This is a genomic window from Kribbella antiqua (assembly GCF_004345665.1).
Classification (GTDB): domain Bacteria; phylum Actinomycetota; class Actinomycetes; order Propionibacteriales; family Kribbellaceae; genus Kribbella; species Kribbella antiqua.
Genome location: NZ_SLWR01000009.1, coordinates 200,229 through 220,653 on the forward strand (window position 1 = coordinate 200,229; position 20,425 = coordinate 220,653).

A 20,425-nucleotide genomic window follows, 5' to 3' on the forward strand; every position below is an offset into this window, starting at 1 on the left:
TCGATTCATGATGAGCACAGAATTGACGTCCGCCGCGGTCGAATCCCGCGACGGCACCCGCATCGGGTACTGGAAGACCGGCCGCGGCCCAGCGGTCGTGCTGGTGCACGGCAGCATGGAGTCGGCGCGCAGTCACACGCTGCTCGCCGAGGCGCTCGCCGGCGACTTCACCGTCTACCTGCCGGATCGGCGGGGGCGGGGGCTGTCCGGTCCGCATCGGCCGGATCACGCCGTACGCACGGAGGTGGAAGACCTCGAGGCCGTGCTGACCGAGGCCGGCGCTTCGATGGCGTTCGGGGTCAGTGCCGGCGGCGCGGTCGTGATGGAGGCCGCGCGTACGCTGCCGATCCTGCGGAAGGTAGCCGTCTACGAGCCTGCGCTGGTGATGGAAGGTGAGACGCACCGAGCTTGGCTGGCGCGGTTCGACGAGGAGATCGCCCGCGGTGACATCCCGGGCGCGATGGTCACGAGCATGTTCGGTCTGAAGCTGGCGCCGTCGTTCCTGAAGCTGTTCCCGCGGCGGATGCTGATCGCGATGACCGAGAAGATGCTGGCCAAGGACGAGCGCGGGCTCGACGCCGACGCGATCACGATGCGCAAGCTCGCGCCGACCATTCACCACGAGGGCGCGCTGATCGCCGAGCTGGCCGGGACGTTCGACAAGTTCCGTGACGTGTCGGCCGAGGTCCTGTTGATGGGTGGCAGCAAGGGGCTGGCGGCGCTGAAGCCGTGGCGTGACACGCTGGAGAAGGCCCTGCCGCACTGCAAGCGGATCGAGTTCGACGGCCTCGACCACGGTGCGTCCAGCGATCCGGGTGGGACGAACCCACGCGGCAACGCCAAGGCAGTCGGCCGGATCGCGACCGAGATCAGGACCTTCTTCAAGCAGTCGTGAGGGCCCAGTCGACGACTTCCGCGATGTCGGTCACGGGATATCTCACCGCCCGTACGACGCGATCCGGCCCGAGCACGAGCACGACGCGCTTCAACCGTTCGTACCCGCCGGCGCGGAATGTCGGCAATCGGAGCGCGGCGGCGAGTTCCAGCTCGACGTCGGACAGTAGCGGGTGCGGGATCTCCTCGGCGGCCGCGAATGCCCGCTGTTCGTCGGTGCGCTGGGTGCTGACGCCGCGTACGGCGATGCCTTGAGCAACGAAATCGTCGTACTTCGCACCGAAGAGACGGTTTTCGAGGGTGCAGCCGCTGGCGCCGGCGATGTCGCTCCAGCCGTCCGGCAGTGGAGTCGGGCGGCCGGTCGCCGGGTAGCCGAACAGCACGGTGGCCTTTTTGTTTTCGTCCACCACGTCCAGCGCTTCGCCGGACGTGGCTGGCAGTGCGATCTCGGGCACTCGGTGGCCGACGAGTTGATGGATCCGATGGGCGGGCGGTTCGCCGGCCGCGTTGGTGCCGGTGAGTGAGCCGTCGCCGAGCAGCCAGCGATCGCCCCAGTCCTGGAGCGCGACCAGCACCGGCAGCAGCGCGCGGCCGCGCGGCGTGAGGCGATAGCTGTAGCGGGTCGGGCGGTCCTGGTACGCCGACCGCTCGGCGATGCCGCTGTCGAGCAGGCCGGTCAGTCGTTCCGTTAGCACCTTGCGGGAGATGTTCAGCGACGCAGCGAGCTGGTCGAACCGGTCCAGGCCTCGGGCCAAGTCCCGGACGATCAGCAGCTCCCAGCCGTCGCCGATCACGCCGAGGGACTGCGCGATCGCACAGTCCGGCTCGGGCGAGAAACTGCTTCGCCGCACCACGAGCTCCAGACTAGAGTAAGTTCCTGTCGGGAACTCACTCTAGCTGGGGGGTGTCGATGTACTGGCGGCGGATCGCAGAACTACCGCGCTGGCTGAAGGCGGTGATGGTCGGTCAGCTGGTCAGCTCGGCGGGGGCGCTGGCGTGGATCTACCTCACGCTCTACCTGGTCGAGGACCGTGGGATGTCCGCGCAACAGGCTGGCTTTGCGGCGGCGGCGTACGGCGTGGGTCTGCTCGGTGGGAATCTATGCGGTGGGTGGTTCGGAGATCGCTTCGGTTTGCGGCAGGCCGCGGTGGTCAGCCAGCTGGCGTGGGCTGTGAGCTGCTTGGCGATGCCTCTCGTGCCGTCGGTGGGGCTTGGTGTGCTGGCCGCTTTCGCCGGTCTGTTCGGTGGTGCGAGTCGTCCCAATCTGAGCGCGCTTGTCGCCACTGCGCTTCCGGCCGAGCGTCGCCGCGAGGGGATTGCCCTGTCGCGGACCGCGAGCAATGCCGGCTTCACCATCGGTCCGCCGCTGGGCGGCTTGCTGGCGGCGTACGACTTCTCGCTGGTCTTCGTTCTGGATGCGGTGACCAGCCTGGTGCTGGCCGCGATCGTGTGGCGGTTCGTGCCGACTGGGCGACGTACGGATGTGGTGGCTTCGTCCGGGATGTGGCGGGTGCTGCTGCGGGATCGGGCGGTGTTGGTGCTGCTGGCAACGATCGTGATGGTGGACACCGTGTACCGGCAGTTGTTCGCGACGATGCCGTTGCTGCTGCGCGACGCCGGTTCGCCCGCGGTCGCGTACGGCGTACTGATCGGGCTGAGCTCCGTCGTCATCGTCTGCTGTGAGGCACCGCTCGCCGTGCGGCTGCATCGGCATCGTGCTTCGCGGGTGATCGCTCTCGGGTTCGTGCTGGTGGGTCTTGGGTTGGCCGTGCTCGGTTTCTGGCCCGCCCTCGCGGGAGCTGCGGTGGCCGTCGCGGTCATCACGGCGGGGGAGATGCTCTACAAACCGACCGCGACCGCGCACGTCGCCGATGCCGCGCCGGCTGGCATGGTCGGGCGTTATTCCAGCCTGTACGCCGCCGCGTCGATCAGCGGCATGTTCCTCGCGCCGGCCATCGGCGGGACCGTCTACCAGCACGCGCCGTCGGTGCTCTACCCAGTCGCGGCCACGCTCGCTCTTGCCGCGGGCGTCGTACTGGCGCTAGTCGGGGAGCGGCGCCGGCCGGCCCTCCCAGCGGGTCGAGAGTACGACGGTCGTCCGCGTCCGGACCACGCCGTTGACGCGGCGCAGTGAGCCGACCACTGCCTCCAGTTGTGTGACGTCGGGGACGCGGACTTTGACGACCAGCTCCTGGTCGCCGGCGACGAACCAGCAGTCCTCGACCGCGGCGATCTCGCGGACCTGGTCGACGATGTCGTCGGTCTCCACGTCGTCGCGCTGGAACAACCCGATCAGCGCGCTGGTGCCGAGGCCGACGTGCTCCGGGGCGACGACAGCGCGGTACCCGAGCAGTACGCCGCGCTCCTCGAGCCGCCGTACTCGCTCCTGGACGCTCGGACCGGACAGCCCGACCACGCGGCCGAGCTCGGCCCAGCTGGACCGGCCGTTGCTCCGGAGTGCCTCGATCAGCTGCCGGTCGATCGCGTCCATCATGCCGTTCACCCGCCGATTCGTAGGTTGGTGGCTGGATTTGCCTTTAATTCGTTTGTGACAGCCTAGTGGTCGACGTAGAATGGTTGGTGTCGGGATGAGCCCGCCCCGACTCCGCCGTACAAACGAAGTGAAGGATTCATGATCACCCCCGAAGTCGCCCGTGCCCATATCGACGAGCTGCACCGCGTCGCCGCGCAGTACCACCGCCGCGCTGCCGCGCCGTCCGTCTGGCGCCGGCTGCTGACCCGTCACATCCGCCACAGCTGATGATCGCCCGCGCGACCGGCTGGCCAGTCGGGCCACCGGTCGCGCTCGTACATCAGGCCACGAGATAGGCTCTGCGTCATGCACACGCACCTGCTGCCGCTGCTGGCGGTCGCCGAAGAAGCCGGCTCCGAGGCCTCGCACATCTCAGCCTGGTGGTACGGCGGGTTCGCCCTGTTCGTGCTCGCCCTGCTGCTGCTCGTCACCGTGATCATGGGCAAGGGCCGGCCGCACAGCTGAGCGGCTTGAAAGGCTGACGTGGCTTCCGTGGAGCGGGTACGGCGCCTTGGCGTGATGGGCGGCACGTTCGACCCGATCCACCACGGTCACCTCGTCGCGGCCAGCGAAGTGCAGTCGTACTTCGACCTGGACGAGGTCATCTTCGTCCCGACCGGCCAGCCGTGGCAGAAGTCCGAACGGGTGGTCTCGCCGGCCGAGGACCGGTACCTGATGACGGTGATCGCCACCGCGTCGAACCCCAGGTTCTCGGTCAGCCGGGTGGACATCGACCGGCCAGGACCGACGTACACCATCGACACCCTGCGCGACCTGTCCAAGCTGTACCCGGACGCCGAGCTGTTCTTCATCACCGGCGCCGACGCGCTCGCCCAGATCCTCACCTGGCGCGACGTGGACGAGATGTTCAAACTCGCCCAGTTCGTCGGCTGTACCCGGCCCGGCACCGAGAGCCTCGAGCTGCCGCTGGACAAACTGCCGATGGACCGCATCACGCTGCTCGAGGTGCCGGCGCTGGCGATCTCGTCGACCGAATGCCGGGCCCGGGTCGCCAAGGGGAACCCGACCTGGTACCTCGTGCCGGACGGCATCGTCCAGTACATCGCCAAACGCGAGCTCTACACCAACCGTTAGAAGGAACTGCATGCCAGCCACCGAACGCGCCATCCAGCTGCTCACCGCGGCGGCCGAGGCGGCCCACGACAAGAAGGCCGAGAACGTCCTCGCCTTCGACGTCTCCGAGCAGCTCGCCATCACCGACGCCTTCCTGGTCGCCTCCGCCTCGAACGACCGGCAGGTGCGCGCCATCGTGGACGCGATCGAGGAGAAGCTGCGGGTCGACTTCGACGCCAAGCCGGTCCGCCGGGAAGGCGCCCGCGAGGGCCGCTGGGTGCTGCTCGACTACCTCGAGATCGTCATCCACGTCCAGCACGCCGAGGAACGCAGCTTCTACTCCCTCGAGCGGCTCTGGCGCGACTGCCCGACGATCCCGCTGCCGTCGCCGATTCCTTCGGCAGAATGACGGCGGGCCGGCTGATCGTCTGGCGTCACGGCCGGACGGAATGGAACCTGCAGGACAAGATCCAGGGCCAAGCCGACATCCCCCTCGACGAGGTCGGCGTATCGCAGGCCCGCGAGGCCGCCTCCCGGCTGGCGTCACTGGCCCCGACCCGCCTCTTCGCCAGCGACCTCCAGCGCGCCGCGGCCACCGCATTTGAGCTGGCTTCGTTGACCGGCCTCAAGATCGAGTACGACGAGGCGCTGCGTGAGATCAACGTCGACGACTGGGCCGGCATGACCATGGCCGAACTGGCCTCGTTGAATCCCGAGGCTGCCGCCCGGATCCGGGCCGGCGAACCCCAGCGTCGCGGCACCGCCGGCGAAACCGTCGAAGAGGTCGCCGCGCGCTTTTGCTCAGCCTTGGAACGGATCGCCGAGCAAGGTACGTCCGAGGACACCATCGTCGTCGCCACCCACGGCCTCGCCGCCCGCGTCGGCATCTGCCTCTTCCTCGGCATCCCCCAGGACTACTGGCCCGCCTTCGGCGGCCTCTCCAACTGCAACTGGGTCTCCCTCCTCCCCAGCCGCAACAACCGCTGGCGCATCGAAGAATGGAACGCCGGCTCCCTCCCCGAACCAGTAATGTCCGACGACCCCCAACGCTAGAAGGGCTCCGCCCAAAGGACACCGCTCCGCGGCGGCTGTTCCTTTGGCGCCTTTGGCGGCGGCGCGAAGCGAGCATGCGGCACACCGGTGTTCGGCGGGACGACTGGGGCGCGAGTGGAGAAGACACCGCTTCGCGGCAGCCCGCCTGGCGCCTTTGGCGGGGGAGCTGCGGTCCGTCGTACCGTGCTCGGCGGACTTTTTCTGGGACCTGCCGAGGGTCGGCGCCCGTACTGCAGGACACTGGCGGAGGGCAACCAGCACCTCGCAAGAGGTTCTGCGGCACCCTTCGGCGCCTGCCGCGGACAGGCTCTTATCCGATTTTTCTTTGGCGCCACTCATCCGCTAAACTTCCGGAGTCGCAAGACACCGCGGGGCTTTGGCGCAGTTGGTAGCGCGCTTCCATGGCATGGAAGAGGTCAGGGGTTCGAATCCCCTAAGCTCCACCGCAGTTCAGAGGCCGATTTCCCACTCGGGAGACCGGCCTTTCGCGTGACCTGGGGTGGCCAACTGAGTGACTACTTAATCGGTTGCACGCCACCGAGACGGGGTGGTCAGATCCCGGCCATGACGATTTTGCTGAGTACGCCGACGGCGGACGGGGTGCGTGAGGCTGTGGCGGCGCTGCGGGAGTGGCAGCACGACGACGCGCCGATGCAGCTGCATCCCGGGGACATCGGCTGGAACTACCGGTTCGGAACGGCCGAGACGGCCGCGGCGGTCCGAACCTGGAGCCGGGACGGACGGATCCTCGCTGTCGGGATGCTGGATTCGCCGACGTTGGTGCGGATGACGGTCGCTCCCGACGCCTTCCAGGACGAGGACTTGGCCTGGCGGCTCGTCGAGGACTTTTCGCTGCCTGAGCGCGGCGTGCTGCCGCAAGGAGCGGTGTCCATCGAGGCGCCGCAGGGCCTGCTGCTCCACGAGCTGTTGACCAAGGAGGGCTGGGGCGTCGACGAGCCGTGGACGCCGCTCTTCCGCGACCTCGCCGAAGCGGTGGAGGACGCCGGCGTACGGATCAAGGAGATCGGCCTGGAGCAGGCACAGGACTTTGCCGACGTACTGCGGTCCGCGTTCAACACCACCAAGCCCACGCGCGAGTACATGCACGAGCTGTCCGCGGCACCGTTCTACGCCGATGCCCGATGCCTGGGGGTGTACGACGACCAGGGCAACCCCGCGGCGGTGGTCACGGTCTGGTCGGCCGGCCCGGGGAAGCCGGGACTGATCGAGCCGATGGGCGTCCATGTAGACCACCGCGGCCGCGGCTATGGCCGAGCGATCACCGTCGCCGGGGCGGCCGCGCTGCGGGAGATGGGCTCGTCGAGCGTGCGCGTGTGCACGCCGAGCTCCAACATCGGCGGCGTCGCGACGTACAAGGCGGCCGGCCTCGCAGCAAGGCCAGAGATCGCCGACCGCATCCGGAAGGCCTGACGTCGGGGTCCCCGGACCATGGAAGAGGTCAGGGGTTCGAATCCCCCAAGCTCCACCGCAGTTCAGAGGCCGGTTTCCCACTCGGGAGACCTGCCTTTTGCATGACCTGAGTGTCTATCGCCTCGCTGGTCGCACGGTTACGGGTCGTGCCACGCTTGGGCAGGGGCCCGAACGCGCGAGCCGTCAGCCCAGGGGGCGACATGACAGCGATCACCAAGATCACTAACGCTTGGAGGGACGAGTCCCATCCGCACCCGTCCTGATCGGCGGGGTCTACGCCTTGTGTGTGCTCGCGGTGATCGCGTTCCCTGCTGGCTCGATCGTCTTCACCGACGAGGATCCCCTCCGGAGCGAGGGGCCGGTCGAGGAGATCGTGTCTATCGGTGTCGCCGGTACCACCGCACTGGTCGTCGGCGTGCTTGCCGGTCTGGCACTGGTCCGGTCGCCAGGCACGGCGCGGGTCGGCGCCATCGTGTTCAGCGCCCTCGCGATCATCACACTCGTGTTCTTCTGGTCGGGCGCCCCGGGCATCTTCGGGGCTGTGGCCGCCTGGCTCGCCGGACTCACTCGAGGTCGTCGACTCCTCGACGGTACCGCCTGCTTCTTCGGGGTTATCGGCCTGTGTGTCGCGATCCTCAACCCGATCGTGTCCCTGGGTGGCTCGCTGCTCCGCCTAGCGTGATCTCTCAGGAGATCCCGGCAGGCGTGGACGAACGCCACCTGGGGGGCGATCGGCGCCGAGAGCTACCGGCTTCGCGATCCGGGTCGCGGCGAACGGCGGGTGCTGTTCGAACTCCGCGCCGACTGGTCGCCACCTTCGGCGATCACTGAGCGGGCGCGGTCATGCGGATTTGATGATCTTCATCGTCTGGTGGGACTCGATGCGGTGGATCGCCGGGAGCCGGGTCAGCGAGTTCATCACGAAGTTCTCGTACGCCGCGAGGTCGGCGACGTTGACCCGGAGAAAGTAGTCGGGACGCCCGAGCAGCCGCCGCACCTCGGTCACCTCGTCGAACGCGGCTACCGCGTCTTCGAACTCCCGGGTGGTCTGCACGTCGGTCATCGAGATCTCCACCGCCACGATGACCTCACACGCCCGGCCCGTTGCCACCGGGTCGAGCATGGCCCGGTAGCCGGCGATCACCCCGGCCTCCTCCAGCCGCCGGACCCGCCGCAGGCAAGGAGCCGAGGTCAGGCCCACACGCCCCGCCAACTCGGTGTTCGTCGTACGGGCATCGCGGCTGAGTTCCGCCAGAATCGCCCGATCGATCTTGTCCAGCGCACGCATCCCTGTTCTCCTCATGCAGTCACCCGTGGCGCAATAATAGTGCGCTTGATCGCCAACAGCGAGCAACTCTATGCCTCAATGGCCTCACAGAGCGCAAAATACGCACTCAAATTTCGGTCTTCAGCGGCAACAATTGACTCATGACCGTGACTCTTGAATTCGAGATCGTCCCCAACGCGGTCGCGGCCGATACGGCCACCCGCGACTGGTTGGTGAGGCTGCGATGAATCCAGGACGTTCCGTCACCGTCATCGGCGCCGGCGCGATGGGCGTGTTGTTCGGCGCGAGTCTCGCCCAGTCCGGTCATCGGGTGACGATCTGCGCCGGCCGGCCGATCGACCGGATGGAACTGGTCGACGGCGACAGCGCCGAGGCTTTCCCGGTACACCACGTCATGGACCCAGCGGACTTGTCACCGAGCGCGCTGGTGGTCCTCGCCGTGAAAGCACACCACACTGTGGCGGTCGGCGACTGGCTGACCGCCGCCACGAAGGATGGCAGCCCGGTTCTGGTGGCGCAGAACGGAATCGAGCACGGCGACCGGGTCCGCCCCTTCGTGGGCGACGCGCCCGTCATCCCCGCCGTCGTCTTCGCGCCGGTGGAGCGCACCGCACCAGGCCGGGCCATCGCGCGCCGGTCCGCCGGTCCGGACCTCTGCATGCCCGACAATCCGGTGGCGCGAAGGGTTGCCACGCTGCTGAGCGAGGGTGGTCTGCGGCCGCGGCTCGAAGCCGACTTCACCACGGCGGCCTGGACCAAGCTCCTGACCAACCTCGTCTCGAACTCCATCACCGCACTGACCGGCCGCCGGACGGAGGTGGTCCGGGACCCGGCCATCGCCTGCTACGCCAGAGAACTAGTCACCGAAGCTGCCTCAGTCGCCCGTGCCGCGGGAGCGGCGATACCCGAACAAAATGCACTGCAGATCGTCGACTGGCTGCAAGCTCTGCCGGAAGGATCGACCACGTCCATGCTCACCGACCGCACGGCGGGCAGACCGCTTGAGCACGACGCAATCTCCGGAGCGATCCTTCGTGCCGCCGACGGCCACGGCATCGAAACGCCGCGGATCCGCACGCTGCACGCCCTGCTGAACGCCACCAGCGAAGGGCTGATCTGACGCGCCCAACGGCGTACACAGAGGATCCAAGTCGAAGCGCGGCCGAGGATCCCGGCCGCCGCTTCCCCGGCGGCCGGCAGCCTGGCGACGGTTGCTGGGAGGGCGTCGAGGAGGAGAGATAGCAGCTGCACGGTTGGCGTGGTGCTGGGGTGGAGTTTGGGGGAAGTCTGTTTGGGGGTCCGTTTGGGGGGTGGAGCGGTTAGGCTCCGGCTAGGGCGCGGGGCGCGGATATGGGCTGGGGAGCGTGCTGGCGCTGGCTTGCTGGGTATCAAGGGGGGATCGCATGGCGGAGACGGTTACCGGGTGGCAGCTCGGTGGTATTGCGTACTCCGGGGGTACGCAGGATGGGCCGCGTGTCAGCGTGGAGCTCTCGCGGGGTGGGGAGCAGGTGCGGGCTGAGGGTTCTGGCACCGGGCTCATCGACGCGGTGTGCCAGTCGATTTCGCAGGCGACGGGCGTGGAGGCGCTGGTAGTTGCGTTTCGCGCGTACTCGGTCGGGCCGGGCAGCGGGGCTGTCGGAGAAGTCGAGCTCGAGGTGGAGCTGCCGGGTCGGAGGCTTACGGTTCGGGCGTCGTCCACAGATGTCGTCGAGGCCGCCGGGCTTGCTCTCGTCGCGGCCCTCAACCAGTACAACTCGAAGCGGCCGGCACGAGGCTGAGTCCAGTGAGATAACCGTCGCGCTGCGGCCGGGTTGTCCCAGGATGCTCTGTGGCCGTCAGCCCAACAGGGACAGGCAGAACTCGTTGCCCTCGGGATCGGTCAGGACGATGTTGTCCGTGTACCGGGCTTGCACGGTCGCGCCGAGAGCGGTCAGGCGCTGGATCTCCGGCTCCGGGTCCGCAGCCAGCAGGTCCAGGTGCACGCGGTTCTTCCCGTTCTTGGGCTCTGGCACGCGCTGGAACCACAGACGAGGTCCGCCGTCTGCCGGCTCGACGAGCACTGTCGGGTCGTCTTCGGTACTGGTGATCCCCAGGGAGCGTAGACGTGCGAGTTCTGCGTCGTCGTAGGGTGCGACGGCGTAGCCGTCTAGAGCCGCGGCCCAGAAGCGGGCCGTGGCGGCGGGGTGATGGCAGTCGAAGACGATGTCATGGAGTCGCGCCATTCGCTCATGATCTGCGCCCCTGACGAGCGATGTCACGCAGATTTCAGAGCTGATGACTCGGTGACTCGGCCCTGGGGATTCCGCGAGTCGCGATGAGTTCTGCGGCGTCTGACCGTCGTACTGTCGAAACCGTGACCGAGGAGGGCTTCTGATGCGCAGCGTGACGTATTCGATGAGTGTGTCACTTGATGGCTACATCGTCGGGCCGGACGGCGGCTTTGACTGGACGGTGCCCGACGAGGAGGTCTTTCGGTTCTGGATCGACGAGATTCGAGAGGTCGGCGTACATCTGCTGGGGCGACGGCTGTACGAGACGATGCTGTACTGGGAGACCGCCGACCAGGATCCGTCGCTCGGCGACGCAGAGCTCGAGTGGACCGCGCTGTGGAAGCCGCTCCCAAAGGTGGTGTTCTCCACCACTCTGTCAGCGGTCGAGGGCAATGCCCGGTTGGCTTCCGGCGGCGTGGCGGAGGAGATCGAGCGGTTGCGAGCCGAGCCCGGGGAGGGCGACATCGCGATCGGCGGTGCGACTCTCGCCGCCGAGGCGGCCGCGTTCGGTCTGATCGACGAGTACCGGGCCATGGTCTACCCGGTGCTGGTTGGCGGTGGCATTCCGTTCTTCCCTCAAGGCGAACGCCGGGTGGATCTCGAACTCGTCGAGACTCGCAGCTTCGGCGCAAGAGTCGTCTATCTGCGCCACCGCGTGGCGCGTTAGCTCGTGATTGCACCGGGCGGAGAAGGCTGACAGGGTGAACAGATGTTGAATCAGGTGGCCGACGGGGTTTGGGTCCGGCAGAGCGAGTGGGTCTGGAGCAATGCCATCGTGGTGCGCGGGGAGGGTGGGTTGATCCTGGTCGATCCCGGCATCGACGGCTCCGATCTGAACCAGCTCGCCGATGACGTGGACCGCCTCGGCATTCCGGTGATCGCCGGGTTCTCCACCCATCCCCACTGGGACCACCTGCTCTGGCATTCCCGGTACGGCGACGTACCGCGCTACGCCACCCCCGGCTGCGCCCAGACTGCCAGCGAAGCCCGAGAGCGGGCGCAGACGGTGGCGGCGGAGAGCGCGTCGGGAATCCCCCTCGAGCTGATCGGGCTCCTGACCCCCCTGCCCGCGGACGGGGGACCGGTGCCGGGCGAGATCGTCGCGCACGAGGCGCACGCCATCGGACACGCCGCGGTTCTCCTTGCGGACCGTGGCGTCCTGCTCGCCGGCGACATGCTCTCCGACGTACTGATCCCGCTCCTCGACCCTCGCCGCCCGGATCAGCTGGCCGCCTACGAGTCGGCGCTCGACCGGCTGGAGGAGGCCGCCAAGTACGTCGATGTCCTGGTCCCCGGCCACGGCGCCGTTGCCAAGGGCACCGAGGTGGCGGCCCGCCTCGCTGCCGATCGTGCCTACATCGACGGGTTGCGGCGAGGAACGGAACCGGTCGACGCGCGTCTGGATCAAGACTGGATGTCCGGCCCTCACCAGTCGAACCTGCAGCAGGCCCGAAACACATCCGCATGAACTCGGGCGTCATCGCGCTCGTGGTCGAGGACGTCGCTCACGAGACGGCGTACCGGAGCAGCGTGACCCCCGACTCGAACGACCGGGACTCGAGGAGGGAGAGCGCCGGCGGCGTGGTGCCGTGCGCCAGAAGCCCGCGCCCGCGAGCCTGGATCGCCGGGTAGACAAACAGCCGGAGTTCGTCGGCCAGCCCGGCCGCGAACAGCGCATGGCACAGCTGGATGCTTCCCGTCAGCACCACGTCGCCGTCGACCTCCGCTACCAGTCGCCGCGCCTCCTCGACCGGATCTCCGGACAGGACGGTCGAGTGCACCCAACCGGGGTCGTCGAGCGTGGTGGAGACCACATACTTCTGGAGGCGCTCCAGCGACGCCCCGGCGGGTTCGTCGGTGTGCTGCGGCCAGTAGCAACGGAAGTCCACGAACGTTTGCCGCCCCAAAGCATCGCGGCGCACTCCGAGCCCTGTCGCGCCATCTCCTCATGGAGGTCGTCGTACCCGGACTCGGGCGACGGCTGGAACCAGTCGTCGAGGAACTCGATACGGCCGTCGACGGTGATGTTCTGGGTGATCACAAGCCGGCCCATCGCTCGTGTCTAACAGCCTGAGCAGAAGCGGGCAAGTGGATTCGTCACTGGATCAGCCGTGCGACTGACCCTGGTGATGAGTTGTTGCGCCCGTACCCGTCACACCTACAACGGGACACGACGACACGGAAGGATGACTTTATGAGTGCGGACACTTGGCTGAAGGAGCTGAGCGTGAACGGACTGGGCGGAAGCGGTCTGGGCGAGGTCGACGAGCCGGCGTTCTCGGGGCTGGCGGAGCGGCACCGGCGAGAACTGCACGTGCACTGCTACCGGATGCTCGGGTCGTTCCAGGACGCCGAGGACACCGTGCAGGAGACGTTCCTCCGCGCCTGGCGGCGGCGGGAGACCTTCGAGGGGCGGTCGACATTTCGGGCCTGGCTGTACCGAATCGCCACCAACGCCTGCCTGGACCTGCTCGCTCAGCGCCGCCCGGAGGCCGCGACCGGCGGCGAGGTGCTGTGGCTGCAGCCCTACCCGGACCGGCTGCTCGACGAACTGCCCGCGAACGACGCGGACGAGCCGGAGACCGTCGCTGTCGCCCGGGAGACGATCGAGCTGGCGTACCTGGTCGCAGTCCAGCACCTCGCGCCGCGCCCGCGGGCCGTACTGATCCTGCGCGACGTACTCGGCTGGCCTGCGAAGGACGTCGCGGAGCTCCTCGGGGACTCCGTCAACTCCGTGAACAGCGCACTGCAGCGGGCCCGCGCCGGCCTGCGCGAGCACCTGCCCGCCGAGCGGCAGGACTGGACCGGCGGCGAGGAGGATGCCGGGACGCGTGAGCTGGTACGGCGCTACACCGACGCCAGCGTGGCTACGGATATCGACCGGCTCGCCGCGATGGTGCGGGACGACGTCCGCTGCTCGATGCCGCCAACGCCGGGCCTGTACGTCGGCCGCGACACGGTGGTGAACTACTGGGTCGAGAGCGGCTTCGAGGGCATGAAGGGCCTGCGCGCCATCCTCACCTCCGTGAACCGGCAGCCCGCCGTCGCCTACTACCAGTGGCGGAAGCAGGAGGGCGCATACCTGCCGCTGACGATCGACGTCCTGCGCATCACCGGCGGGGCGATCACCGAGATCGTCACATTCCACAACGACCAGTTCCCGCGGCTCGCGCTGCCGGAGCGCCTGCCGGCGGACGGCACGGAGTAGTCCCGCGCCCATGCCCCTGCGAAATCCCGGCCGTGCCACGGCGCAGCGTCATGCCCAGAGCCAGGACCGTCACGTGCCAGTCAACACACCCCGAACGCCAGTACCGAACGATGAGGAACGGCATGAACAGCATGAAAGACAGCGGGATCGTCGCAGGCCTGGCATCGGGCCAGACCAGCCACACCCACCGACTCCGCGGGCTCGTCGTTGCCGGCTTGACTGCCGCGCTCGCAGCGATGGTGGCCACCACCCTCGCCGCTGCGCTTGCCCGTTTTGTCGGATTCGGGGTGGGGTGTTCGTTGCAGGGGTGAGAGGCGGCCGGAGGATGGTCGCCGGGACAAGGAGTGATGGGATGCCGAAGTACCTGATCTCGTTCGAGAAGGGCGCGATGGACCACATCGCCGAGGAGGACTGGCCCGAGGTGGGCAAGGCCGCGCACGCGGTGTGCCAGGAGGCCAAGGACGCCGGCGTGTTCGTCTTCGCCGGCGGACTGAGCTACGACGACGGCGACGTGGAGCACGCCGTGGTGGCCACCGACGGGATGGTCACCGACGGCCCGTACCCGGAGAGCAAAGAGCTCATCGGTGGCTTCATGATCGTCGACGTACCCACCCGGGAGGAGGCCCTCAAGTGGGCCGCCAAGAACGCGGCCGCCTGCCGCTGCGCCCAAGACATCCGCAAGTTCATGTACGACCCAGAGATGGACTGAGACCAACCATCACTTGTGGCTTAGCTCAGGGTGTCCATCAGGTTGGTGATGTAGGCATCTAGCCGTTGCTCGACGGCTTGTGTTGTGAGGTCTGTTCTGCCTGCCTCCCGCCATGGCTGCGAGACCAGTTGGAGTTCTTCGGAGAACGCCAGCGCGTCTCGCACCAGCCAATACAGCCGCTCGCTGGCGACCGCGGCGAGCACCCCGCCGGCCTCCTCGTACGCCTGAGCGAACCGCAGGCCCCACGCCGGCCCGTGCAGTAGCGCGAGATTCGCGGAGCAGTGCGCCACGTCGAGATCCGTCGGGCCCCAGGAGGTTGCAGCCCAGTCGACGACGCCGGTGATCCGGGCACCTAGCGCGTCGAAGAGCACGTTGCCGGGTTGGAAGTCGCGGTGCAGGAATCGTCCCTCGTACGACGGCGCGGGCTTGCGGATCACGTCGATTGCCGCGGCCCACGCCGCCGCGTCGGCGCCCTTCGGAGTCACGACGGTGTCGGCGGTCGTCAGCGTCACATAGTCCCGGGGCCGCTCGGTGGGTCGTAGCGCGTGGATCGCCACAAGTTGGCGGGCCAGCAGAGGTACGCGCGTCTCCAACCCGTAATCGTCGAGGATCGTCCGACCCGCCAGATGAGTCATCAGGAGCGATGGATACTCGCAATGCGCGGCTGTCGGATCCACCGCGACCAGTTCAGGAGCCGGTACCTCGGTTCCTGTGAGCAGGTTTAGCGTGTCAGCCTCCCCGTTCAGCCAGTCCTCGGCGTGCTCCACGTTGACGACGGTCCGCAGTACCAGGTCACGGGTGCCTCCGTCCCGCGTGCCGATGGTCAGCCTCCGCATTTCGGCAGTGACGCCGCCGTGCAGCGCCTCGGTGCTGACGATCCGTTCGCCGGCCTCCAGGTACCGGCTCACCCAAGCCTGCGTCAGCGGTCGGACAGCCGCCGCCTCATCGTGGTTGGTCACCGTGCCACTTCATCATCCATACGACGGCACGTACGACTGTTTTATTGTCGACAATCGCCGTACAGGGAGAGCCGGTCGATTTCGGTCCGGATGGCGAGGAGGTTGCCCTCGGCTACATGTTCCTGCCGGAGGCGTGGGGACGCGGGTACGCCGCCGAGGCGTGCGCGGCGGCACACGACTGGTTCGCGAGCGTGCTTCCCGGCGTGCATGTGGTGCTCTAAACCCAGACCGCCAACGAAGGCTCGATGCGCGTCGCGGCGAAGCTGGGGTTCACCGAGGTAGACCGTTTCGAGAAGTACGGCGCCGAGCAGTGGTACGGCGTGTGGTCCTAGGGCAGCGGGCGGTGGAAAACCAGGTGCGCTGTCGCCGGGGTGTGGAGTTGGATCGGCCCTCGTGAGCTACCAACAACCGGACGGGCACGGTTACCGCCGATGATGAGTTATCCGCTCCTCGACGTCCGTGTCAGTACGCCCACGCTGGAGTTGCGCGCCGCCACCGACGACCTGATGGACCAGCTCGCCGAGGTGGTGCGTGCCGGCAAGACGCACGCCGACCCCGCGCCGTACGACGATCCGATGTCGTTCTACGAGCCAGATCCTGACCTGCGAGTTGCTAAGTGGCTGCGTGCGATATGGCGCGGCAGAGGCAAGGTCGAGCCCGACTGGTGGCGGCTCTACTTCGTCGTCGTGGTGAATGGTCAGCCGGTCGGAATGCAGGACCTCATCGGGGTCAACTTCGCCACCTTCGGCACAGTCACGAGCTTCTCCTGGCTGGCAACCGATCAGCGCGGCCGCGGGCTAGGACATGAGATGCGGGCAGCGATCCTGCACCTCGCGTTCGACGGGCTCGGAGCGAAGGAAGCAGGCAGCGACGCCTTCGTCGACAACCACGGCTCCAACGCAATCTCCCGCAACCTCGGCTACGAGCCCAACGGTTCGGACTGGGCAACCCGGCAAGGCGAACCCGCCCTGCTGAACCGCTGGCGCCTCACCAGAGCCAACTGGCAACAGCGCCGCAGAAACAACATCCACCTCCACAACATCGACGCCTGCCGAACGTACTTGCCATTGTCCTGACGCACATCAGAACGTCCGCGCGTTGCCGCTCAGAGGCGACGGCTGAGCCGCACGTCTTCGTCCTCGTACCCCAACTTCTCGTAGAAGCCGCGCGCAATTGTGTTTGCCGCACCCGTCTCCAGGCTCAGCCGCGCCAGTCCACGCGCCCGCCCCCAATCCTCGGCAGCAGCCATCAGCGCCGTTCCCACACCATGACGAGAGTGCCCCGAGGCGACAATGAGTTCCCCTACATAGGCGTCAACCTCACCACTGAAGTGGCGCCTCGTGGCGACTGTCACCGCTCCGACGACGCGACCACCTACCTCGCCGACGAACACGGCGCGGTCGGCGGTGTTCGCGCGTTCGAGAGAGTCGCCGACCCACTCGGTGACGGCACGCAGTACGGCGCTCCCATCACGCCACGGAGCCACTCCCTCGGTCAGTCTTGGGGCAAGCGCCATGACCGCCTCGCGATCCTGCTCGGTGAAGGTGCGGATCTGCGGTCGAGCTTCGTCCTCGGCGTCCATGCCTCACACCCTGACACGGCTTCACTGAATGAGACCGGCCATCCGCATGCCCGCGATGATCGATGACTCCTGGACCAGGACGGCGTGGGAAGGTGAGGCATGGAGCTGGAGGATGTCGTGCGGCGGGCGCGTGAGGTTCGATCGCGCTACGCGTTGCTGGAGGTCGCCCGGTACGGTCGGGAGTGGTCGACCGCTGATCTCATGAACGGTTTCATGGGTGACGTCGGAGACTTGGCCAAACTTGTCGCGGTGCATTCAGGTGTCAGGGAAGGGCCGGCCGATCTGAAAGGCGCCCTTGAGCACGAGCTTGCGGACTGTCTGTGGAGCCTGCTGGTTCTGGCCGATGCCGTGGACGTGGATATCGTCTCCGCGTTTGTGAACACCATGCGATCGATCGATACGTACCTTGACGAGCAACTCAGCGAGACGCCGGTACATAAAGGTTAGGGTTGGTGGGTGGTGAGGTTTGGGGAGTTTCCGGGGGAGTTGGGGACGGAGCGATTGTGGTTGCGGCGGTGGGTGCCGGCGGATGCCGAGGTGTATCGGGGGTTGTGGGCTGAGCGGGATCCGCGGGCGATGCGGCGGATCGGGGCGGATGGGCGGCCTACGGTTGAGGAGATCCGTGGGTGGCTGACGGAGAATCCATTGACGGCCGCGCCGGGGCTGGGACTGTTGCCGATCGTACGGCGGAGTGAAGGCGACGTGATCGGGTACTGCGGACTGACGGTCGGCCAGGCGACCTTCGAGGAGCCGGAGATCGCCTACGAGCTCGCCCGCAGGGTGCACGGGCAGGGCTATGCGACCGAGGCCGCCCGAGCTGTGGTCGAGGCTGCGGCGGCGACCGGGCGCAGCAGGCTGTGGGCGACCGTGCGGGAGTGGAACACGCCGTCGTTCCGCGTGCTCGAGAAGCTCGGCTTCTACCGCAGCGATCGCATCACGGAGGATCCCGAACGCGGCAACTCCATCTGGATGACGTGCGAGCTGCGGTAGAAGCCAACACCTCAGCGTTTGCGGTAGGTGGCTGTGTAGGTGGTGTTCACCGTCGGCGCGGTGATGGTGTGGTTCGCCGGACCTCCGTCGGACCAGGAGATGAAGCTGTAGGTCGACTTGTTGAAGACTTGAGTCAACGGCGCGCTGACCGAGTTGGCCGAGCCGACGACGACCGTCATGGCGAACGGGGTTGCGACCGGTTCCTCGTTGACCGCCATGTTGGCAAGGTTGAGGCCGCCGGGGTTCGTCCTGAACGTGAGTACGACGGTCTTCGGATCGAGGCGACGCGACACCGTCGACGACAGGCCGCCGGAGTCAGTTGCGGTCAGCTGGAGTTCGAGCCAGCACGGATACTCATGATCCGGCGCAGCGATCGAGCCGCCGGAGACGCCGTCAAACGTCTGCAGGACATGAGAGTGGCAGTCGGACGGCGTGACGCAGTGGTGCATGAGGAGCGACCAGCTGAGCTTCGACGCCGGCACAGTTCCGTCCTGTACGTCGGTCGCGTGCCCGCTGAAGGAGATCGCGTCACCCACCTTCCACGTGAGGGTCGACGCGGGCGTGTCGATCACAGCGCTCGGCGCAGTATTCCCGGCCGTGATAGTCACGAACTTGGTATCACTGGCGCCTTGGTCATCAGTCACCCGCAACCCCGCGTTATAGGTGCCGGCCGCCGTATAGGTGTACGACGCAGTCGCACCGGTCGCGTCGCCGAACGTCCCGTCGCCATTGAGATCCCATGAGTAGCTGAGCGGACGGCCCTCGGGGTCGGAGGACGCCGTACCGTTGAAGTTCACGGTCAGCGGCACGGGACCGTTGGTCGGTGTTGCCGTGAGAGCAGCGGTTGGCGGTTGGTTGGCGGCCGTGTAGGTGATGCGGTGGACGCTGCCGTTCTCCATGTCGACGTAGAACAGATCACCGCCAGGGCCGATCTTCAGGTCAACAGGGTGTCCGGCCGCACCGCCGGTCGAGTCGACGCCGACGAATGACACCTGTTGAGCCGGGTCGGGCAACCCGTTCGCACCAGGCAGCATCGCCCAGATCTCGTTGCGGCTGTGGTCCCCGAAGAACAGCGCGCCGTTGTACGACGACGGATACGACCCGCCCTGGTAGAACGCGATGCCGGTGATGGACGAACCGCCCGTACGGCAACCGGTGTAGGTCACCACGCAGGCGCTGTGGTTGTAGGCATAGTACGGCGCGACGACCGAGCCCGGCGTGGAGTACAAAGACGCGCACTGGCTGAGCCCGGCGGCCTGGTAACCACCTTGCGCCGAAGCGCCTTCGTAGCAAGGCCATCCGAAGTTCGCAGCAGGAGTCGGAGCCACCACGCGGTTGATCTCTTCCCAGGTGTTCCAGCCGACGTCGCCGACCCACAGCTCGTCGGTGCCCGGCCGCTGGGTCATGCGGAACGGGTTGCGCAGTCCGTAGGCGACGATGCGGCGAGCGTTCGCATCGGTCGAGGAGTAGAAGGGGTTCCCGGGTACGCCGGCACCTGTAGCTGGATCGACTCGGAGAACCGCGCCGTTTAGGGTCGCCGGACCGTCAGTACGTCGTACGCTCTGGCTGCGCAGGGCTCCACCCTCAGCGCCGGGCGGGGCCAGCGCGGTGCCGACCGCGCCGGGCGGATCGCCGCAGGGGTTCGCCTTGTCGCCGGCGTACGTCGCGCCGTACTGGCCGTAGTCGACGTTGTTGAAACTCGCGCCGTCACCGCCGCTGACGTACAGATAGCCGTCGCGTCCGAACAGCAATGTGCCGACGGAGTGGCTCGGGTACTGCTGGCACCAATCGTTGATGAGCACCTGCTCCGGGCCGGTCATGACGTTGCCGCTGATCTGCAGCCGCGACAGGCGCGCAGACACCAGGCAGCCGTCGGTGGTCGGGCCAGGCGGCGTCGGGCACGCGTCGTTCCACGTCGGTGCCGTGCCGCCGATCGGAGCTTCGTACGCGTACAGCACGTAGACGTACGGGCTTGCCGGGAAGTTGGGCGGAATCGCGAGCCCGAGCAGGCCACGGTCCCAGTAGTCGTTGACCGCGACTCTGAGGTCGGCGACCGTGACCGGATTGGTGTCGGTCAGGCTCTGGAAGACCTTGATGATGCCGTTCTTCTGGCCGACGAAGATCCGCCCGTCGGCCGCGAACTGCAGCACCGTCGGGTTGGTCAGCCCACTCAGTACGACGGTGTCGCGGAACCCGGTGGGCAACGTCGAAGCCGTTGCCGGGATCTGTGTAATCAACGTTGCGCCGAGCAACACTGTCACCACTGCACTGACCAGTTTGCGCGTGCGCGTACCACTCCAGAGACGCAACATGTCGGCCCCCACCATTCGCACCCCCGACCAGCGGACCCCCTCCGCGTGCCCTTATGGCTCGCATTGTGCGCGTTCGGGCCGCGAAGGGTAAGTGCTCACCCGCATCGACTACCGCCGGCGCG

Annotated in this window: 28 protein-coding genes and 1 tRNA gene; 21 read left to right on the plus strand and 8 right to left on the minus strand. The window is 67.4% G+C overall.

Annotated elements, in window-relative coordinates; genetic code table 11:
* Positions 1–7 precede the first annotated feature (7 nt).
* Positions 8–895, plus strand: a complete 888-nt coding sequence (locus EV646_RS25410) for an alpha/beta fold hydrolase (protein ID WP_132152736.1) — start codon at positions 8–10, stop codon at positions 893–895.
* Here EV646_RS25410 and EV646_RS25415 read toward each other — a convergent pair.
* Positions 882–1,745: a winged helix-turn-helix transcriptional regulator gene (locus EV646_RS25415; protein ID WP_132152738.1), complete on the minus strand. Its 864-nt coding sequence runs from the start codon at positions 1,743–1,745 to the stop codon at positions 882–884. The two genes, EV646_RS25410 and EV646_RS25415, sit on opposite strands and share 14 nt — an antisense overlap.
* Before the next feature lie 59 nt (positions 1,746–1,804).
* On the opposite strand from EV646_RS25415, the gene EV646_RS25420 reads away from it, so the two are divergent.
* A complete protein-coding gene (locus EV646_RS25420; RefSeq protein WP_241996335.1) occupies positions 1,805–3,028 on the plus strand; it encodes an MFS transporter in 1,224 nt (407 codons plus the stop codon).
* Here the strand turns inward: EV646_RS25420 and EV646_RS25425 are convergent.
* Positions 2,936–3,388, minus strand: a complete 453-nt coding sequence (locus EV646_RS25425) for an Lrp/AsnC family transcriptional regulator (RefSeq protein WP_241996336.1) — start codon at positions 3,386–3,388, stop codon at positions 2,936–2,938. The genes EV646_RS25420 and EV646_RS25425 overlap by 93 nt on opposite strands.
* A gap of 138 nt (positions 3,389–3,526) precedes the next feature.
* On the opposite strand from EV646_RS25425, the gene EV646_RS40710 reads away from it, so the two are divergent.
* The 8 genes from EV646_RS40710 (at position 3,527) to EV646_RS25455 (ending at position 7,667) form a co-directional block, all read left to right on the plus strand.
* Positions 3,527–3,655, plus strand: coding sequence for a hypothetical protein (locus tag EV646_RS40710; RefSeq protein WP_277875135.1), 129 nt, complete (start codon positions 3,527–3,529; stop codon positions 3,653–3,655).
* Positions 3,656–3,733: 78 nt separating this feature from the next.
* Positions 3,734–3,892, plus strand: coding sequence for a hypothetical protein (locus EV646_RS39500; RefSeq protein ID WP_199237185.1), 159 nt, complete (start codon positions 3,734–3,736; stop codon positions 3,890–3,892).
* A 27-nt stretch (positions 3,893–3,919) separates the two neighbouring features.
* Positions 3,920–4,522, plus strand: coding sequence for a nicotinate-nucleotide adenylyltransferase (gene nadD / locus EV646_RS25430; RefSeq protein ID WP_422386727.1), 603 nt, complete (start codon positions 3,920–3,922; stop codon positions 4,520–4,522).
* 10 nt (positions 4,523–4,532) lie between these two features.
* Positions 4,533–4,910 carry a ribosome silencing factor gene (gene rsfS, locus EV646_RS25435; protein WP_132152742.1) on the plus strand — a complete coding sequence of 126 codons (378 nt, stop codon included), beginning with the start codon at positions 4,533–4,535 and terminating at the stop codon, positions 4,908–4,910.
* Positions 4,907–5,554, plus strand: coding sequence for a histidine phosphatase family protein (locus tag EV646_RS25440; RefSeq protein ID WP_132152744.1), 648 nt, complete (start codon positions 4,907–4,909; stop codon positions 5,552–5,554). The genes rsfS and EV646_RS25440 overlap by 4 nt, the downstream gene beginning before the upstream one ends.
* Before the next feature lie 370 nt (positions 5,555–5,924).
* Positions 5,925–5,997 (plus strand) — tRNA-Ala (locus tag EV646_RS25445).
* 121 nt (positions 5,998–6,118) lie between these two features.
* Positions 6,119–6,985, plus strand: a complete 867-nt coding sequence (locus tag EV646_RS25450) for a GNAT family N-acetyltransferase (RefSeq protein ID WP_132152746.1) — start codon at positions 6,119–6,121, stop codon at positions 6,983–6,985.
* A gap of 229 nt (positions 6,986–7,214) precedes the next feature.
* Positions 7,215–7,667 carry a hypothetical protein gene (locus tag EV646_RS25455; RefSeq protein ID WP_132152748.1) on the plus strand — a complete coding sequence of 151 codons (453 nt, stop codon included), beginning with the start codon at positions 7,215–7,217 and terminating at the stop codon, positions 7,665–7,667.
* Between the two features lie 159 nt (positions 7,668–7,826).
* On the opposite strand, the gene EV646_RS25460 is transcribed toward EV646_RS25455, so the two are convergent.
* Positions 7,827–8,288, minus strand: a complete 462-nt coding sequence (locus tag EV646_RS25460) for an Lrp/AsnC family transcriptional regulator (RefSeq protein ID WP_241996318.1) — start codon at positions 8,286–8,288, stop codon at positions 7,827–7,829.
* 208 nt (positions 8,289–8,496) lie between these two features.
* Here EV646_RS25460 and EV646_RS25465 point away from each other — a divergent pair, with 208 nt between their 5' ends.
* Positions 8,497–9,393: a ketopantoate reductase family protein gene (locus tag EV646_RS25465; protein ID WP_132152752.1), complete on the plus strand. Its 897-nt coding sequence runs from the start codon at positions 8,497–8,499 to the stop codon at positions 9,391–9,393.
* A gap of 283 nt (positions 9,394–9,676) precedes the next feature.
* Entirely contained in the window at positions 9,677–10,051 is a 375-nt protein-coding gene (locus EV646_RS25470) for an alpha-isopropylmalate synthase regulatory domain-containing protein (protein ID WP_132152754.1), read from the plus strand.
* A gap of 57 nt (positions 10,052–10,108) precedes the next feature.
* On the opposite strand, the gene EV646_RS25475 is transcribed toward EV646_RS25470, so the two are convergent.
* The gene (locus EV646_RS25475) at positions 10,109–10,495 is read right to left on the minus strand and encodes a VOC family protein (RefSeq protein ID WP_132152756.1); all 387 of its coding nucleotides are present in this window, start codon (positions 10,493–10,495) and stop codon (positions 10,109–10,111) included.
* 151 nt (positions 10,496–10,646) lie between these two features.
* Between EV646_RS25475 and EV646_RS25480 the strand changes: the two genes are divergently transcribed.
* Positions 10,647–11,210: a dihydrofolate reductase family protein gene (locus EV646_RS25480; protein ID WP_132152758.1), complete on the plus strand. Its 564-nt coding sequence runs from the start codon at positions 10,647–10,649 to the stop codon at positions 11,208–11,210.
* 42 nt (positions 11,211–11,252) lie between these two features.
* Positions 11,253–12,011: an MBL fold metallo-hydrolase gene (locus EV646_RS25485; protein WP_132152759.1), complete on the plus strand. Its 759-nt coding sequence runs from the start codon at positions 11,253–11,255 to the stop codon at positions 12,009–12,011.
* A gap of 37 nt (positions 12,012–12,048) precedes the next feature.
* On the opposite strand, the gene EV646_RS25490 is transcribed toward EV646_RS25485, so the two are convergent.
* Positions 12,049–12,432 (minus strand): dihydrofolate reductase family protein, encoded by a 384-nt coding sequence (locus EV646_RS25490; RefSeq protein ID WP_199237186.1) that lies wholly within the window; start codon positions 12,430–12,432, stop codon positions 12,049–12,051.
* Positions 12,433–12,737: 305 nt separating this feature from the next.
* On the opposite strand from EV646_RS25490, the gene EV646_RS25495 reads away from it, so the two are divergent.
* The 3 genes from EV646_RS25495 to EV646_RS25505 all read left to right on the plus strand — a co-directional run bounded on the left by EV646_RS25495 (position 12,738) and on the right by EV646_RS25505 (position 14,460).
* Positions 12,738–13,751 carry an RNA polymerase subunit sigma-70 gene (locus EV646_RS25495; RefSeq protein ID WP_132152761.1) on the plus strand — a complete coding sequence of 338 codons (1,014 nt, stop codon included), beginning with the start codon at positions 12,738–12,740 and terminating at the stop codon, positions 13,749–13,751.
* A gap of 122 nt (positions 13,752–13,873) precedes the next feature.
* The gene (locus tag EV646_RS25500; RefSeq protein ID WP_132152763.1) at positions 13,874–14,062 is read left to right on the plus strand and encodes a hypothetical protein; all 189 of its coding nucleotides are present in this window, start codon (positions 13,874–13,876) and stop codon (positions 14,060–14,062) included.
* Between the two features lie 41 nt (positions 14,063–14,103).
* Positions 14,104–14,460 (plus strand): YciI family protein, encoded by a 357-nt coding sequence (locus tag EV646_RS25505; RefSeq protein WP_132152765.1) that lies wholly within the window; start codon positions 14,104–14,106, stop codon positions 14,458–14,460.
* A gap of 20 nt (positions 14,461–14,480) precedes the next feature.
* On the opposite strand, the gene EV646_RS25510 is transcribed toward EV646_RS25505, so the two are convergent.
* The gene (locus EV646_RS25510; protein ID WP_132152767.1) at positions 14,481–15,419 is read right to left on the minus strand and encodes a phosphotransferase family protein; all 939 of its coding nucleotides are present in this window, start codon (positions 15,417–15,419) and stop codon (positions 14,481–14,483) included.
* Between the two features lie 44 nt (positions 15,420–15,463).
* Between EV646_RS25510 and EV646_RS39505 the strand changes: the two genes are divergently transcribed.
* Both EV646_RS39505 and EV646_RS25520 read left to right on the plus strand, forming a co-directional pair.
* Positions 15,464–15,640 (plus strand): GNAT family N-acetyltransferase, encoded by a 177-nt coding sequence (locus EV646_RS39505; RefSeq protein WP_199237187.1) that lies wholly within the window; start codon positions 15,464–15,466, stop codon positions 15,638–15,640.
* A 210-nt stretch (positions 15,641–15,850) separates the two neighbouring features.
* Positions 15,851–16,495, plus strand: coding sequence for a GNAT family N-acetyltransferase (locus tag EV646_RS25520; protein WP_199237188.1), 645 nt, complete (start codon positions 15,851–15,853; stop codon positions 16,493–16,495).
* 29 nt (positions 16,496–16,524) lie between these two features.
* On the opposite strand, the gene EV646_RS25525 is transcribed toward EV646_RS25520, so the two are convergent.
* The gene (locus EV646_RS25525; RefSeq protein WP_132152769.1) at positions 16,525–17,001 is read right to left on the minus strand and encodes a GNAT family N-acetyltransferase; all 477 of its coding nucleotides are present in this window, start codon (positions 16,999–17,001) and stop codon (positions 16,525–16,527) included.
* 99 nt (positions 17,002–17,100) lie between these two features.
* Between EV646_RS25525 and EV646_RS25530 the strand changes: the two genes are divergently transcribed.
* Both EV646_RS25530 and EV646_RS25535 read left to right on the plus strand, forming a co-directional pair.
* Positions 17,101–17,448 carry a nucleoside triphosphate pyrophosphohydrolase family protein gene (locus EV646_RS25530; protein ID WP_132152771.1) on the plus strand — a complete coding sequence of 116 codons (348 nt, stop codon included), beginning with the start codon at positions 17,101–17,103 and terminating at the stop codon, positions 17,446–17,448.
* 9 nt (positions 17,449–17,457) lie between these two features.
* A complete protein-coding gene (locus EV646_RS25535; protein WP_132152773.1) occupies positions 17,458–17,991 on the plus strand; it encodes a GNAT family N-acetyltransferase in 534 nt (177 codons plus the stop codon).
* An 11-nt stretch (positions 17,992–18,002) separates the two neighbouring features.
* Here EV646_RS25535 and EV646_RS25540 read toward each other — a convergent pair whose 3' ends face one another.
* Positions 18,003–20,303 carry a PQQ-dependent sugar dehydrogenase gene (locus EV646_RS25540; RefSeq protein WP_132152775.1) on the minus strand — a complete coding sequence of 767 codons (2,301 nt, stop codon included), beginning with the start codon at positions 20,301–20,303 and terminating at the stop codon, positions 18,003–18,005.
* Between the last annotated feature and the right edge of the window lie 122 nt (positions 20,304–20,425).

Bases quoted from the DNA above. Each gene is read 5' to 3' on its own strand.
- EV646_RS25530 (WP_132152771.1), top strand. From the start codon at position 17,101: ATGGAGCTGGAGGATGTCGTGCGGCGGGCGCGTGAGGTTCGATCGCGC.
- EV646_RS25540 (WP_132152775.1), bottom strand. From the start codon at position 20,303: ATGTTGCGTCTCTGGAGTGGTACGCGCACGCGCAAACTGGTCAGTGCA.
- EV646_RS40710 (WP_277875135.1), top strand. From the start codon at position 3,527: ATGATCACCCCCGAAGTCGCCCGTGCCCATATCGACGAGCTGCACCGC.
- EV646_RS25475 (WP_132152756.1), bottom strand. From the start codon at position 10,495: ATGGCGCGACTCCATGACATCGTCTTCGACTGCCATCACCCCGCCGCC.
- EV646_RS25410 (WP_132152736.1), top strand. From the start codon at position 8: ATGATGAGCACAGAATTGACGTCCGCCGCGGTCGAATCCCGCGACGGC.
- EV646_RS25505 (WP_132152765.1), top strand. From the start codon at position 14,104: ATGCCGAAGTACCTGATCTCGTTCGAGAAGGGCGCGATGGACCACATC.
- EV646_RS25450 (WP_132152746.1), top strand. From the start codon at position 6,119: ATGACGATTTTGCTGAGTACGCCGACGGCGGACGGGGTGCGTGAGGCT.
- EV646_RS25440 (WP_132152744.1), top strand. From the start codon at position 4,907: ATGACGGCGGGCCGGCTGATCGTCTGGCGTCACGGCCGGACGGAATGG.
- EV646_RS25425 (WP_241996336.1), bottom strand. From the start codon at position 3,388: ATGATGGACGCGATCGACCGGCAGCTGATCGAGGCACTCCGGAGCAAC.
- EV646_RS25480 (WP_132152758.1), top strand. From the start codon at position 10,647: ATGCGCAGCGTGACGTATTCGATGAGTGTGTCACTTGATGGCTACATC.
- EV646_RS25420 (WP_241996335.1), top strand. From the start codon at position 1,805: ATGTACTGGCGGCGGATCGCAGAACTACCGCGCTGGCTGAAGGCGGTG.
- EV646_RS25460 (WP_241996318.1), bottom strand. From the start codon at position 8,288: ATGAGGAGAACAGGGATGCGTGCGCTGGACAAGATCGATCGGGCGATT.
- EV646_RS39500 (WP_199237185.1), top strand. From the start codon at position 3,734: ATGCACACGCACCTGCTGCCGCTGCTGGCGGTCGCCGAAGAAGCCGGC.
- EV646_RS25525 (WP_132152769.1), bottom strand. From the start codon at position 17,001: ATGGACGCCGAGGACGAAGCTCGACCGCAGATCCGCACCTTCACCGAG.
- EV646_RS25495 (WP_132152761.1), top strand. From the start codon at position 12,738: ATGAGTGCGGACACTTGGCTGAAGGAGCTGAGCGTGAACGGACTGGGC.
- EV646_RS25520 (WP_199237188.1), top strand. From the start codon at position 15,851: ATGATGAGTTATCCGCTCCTCGACGTCCGTGTCAGTACGCCCACGCTG.
- EV646_RS25485 (WP_132152759.1), top strand. From the start codon at position 11,253: ATGTTGAATCAGGTGGCCGACGGGGTTTGGGTCCGGCAGAGCGAGTGG.
- EV646_RS25465 (WP_132152752.1), top strand. From the start codon at position 8,497: ATGAATCCAGGACGTTCCGTCACCGTCATCGGCGCCGGCGCGATGGGC.
- rsfS (WP_132152742.1), top strand. From the start codon at position 4,533: ATGCCAGCCACCGAACGCGCCATCCAGCTGCTCACCGCGGCGGCCGAG.
- EV646_RS25500 (WP_132152763.1), top strand. From the start codon at position 13,874: ATGAACAGCATGAAAGACAGCGGGATCGTCGCAGGCCTGGCATCGGGC.
- EV646_RS25470 (WP_132152754.1), top strand. From the start codon at position 9,677: ATGGCGGAGACGGTTACCGGGTGGCAGCTCGGTGGTATTGCGTACTCC.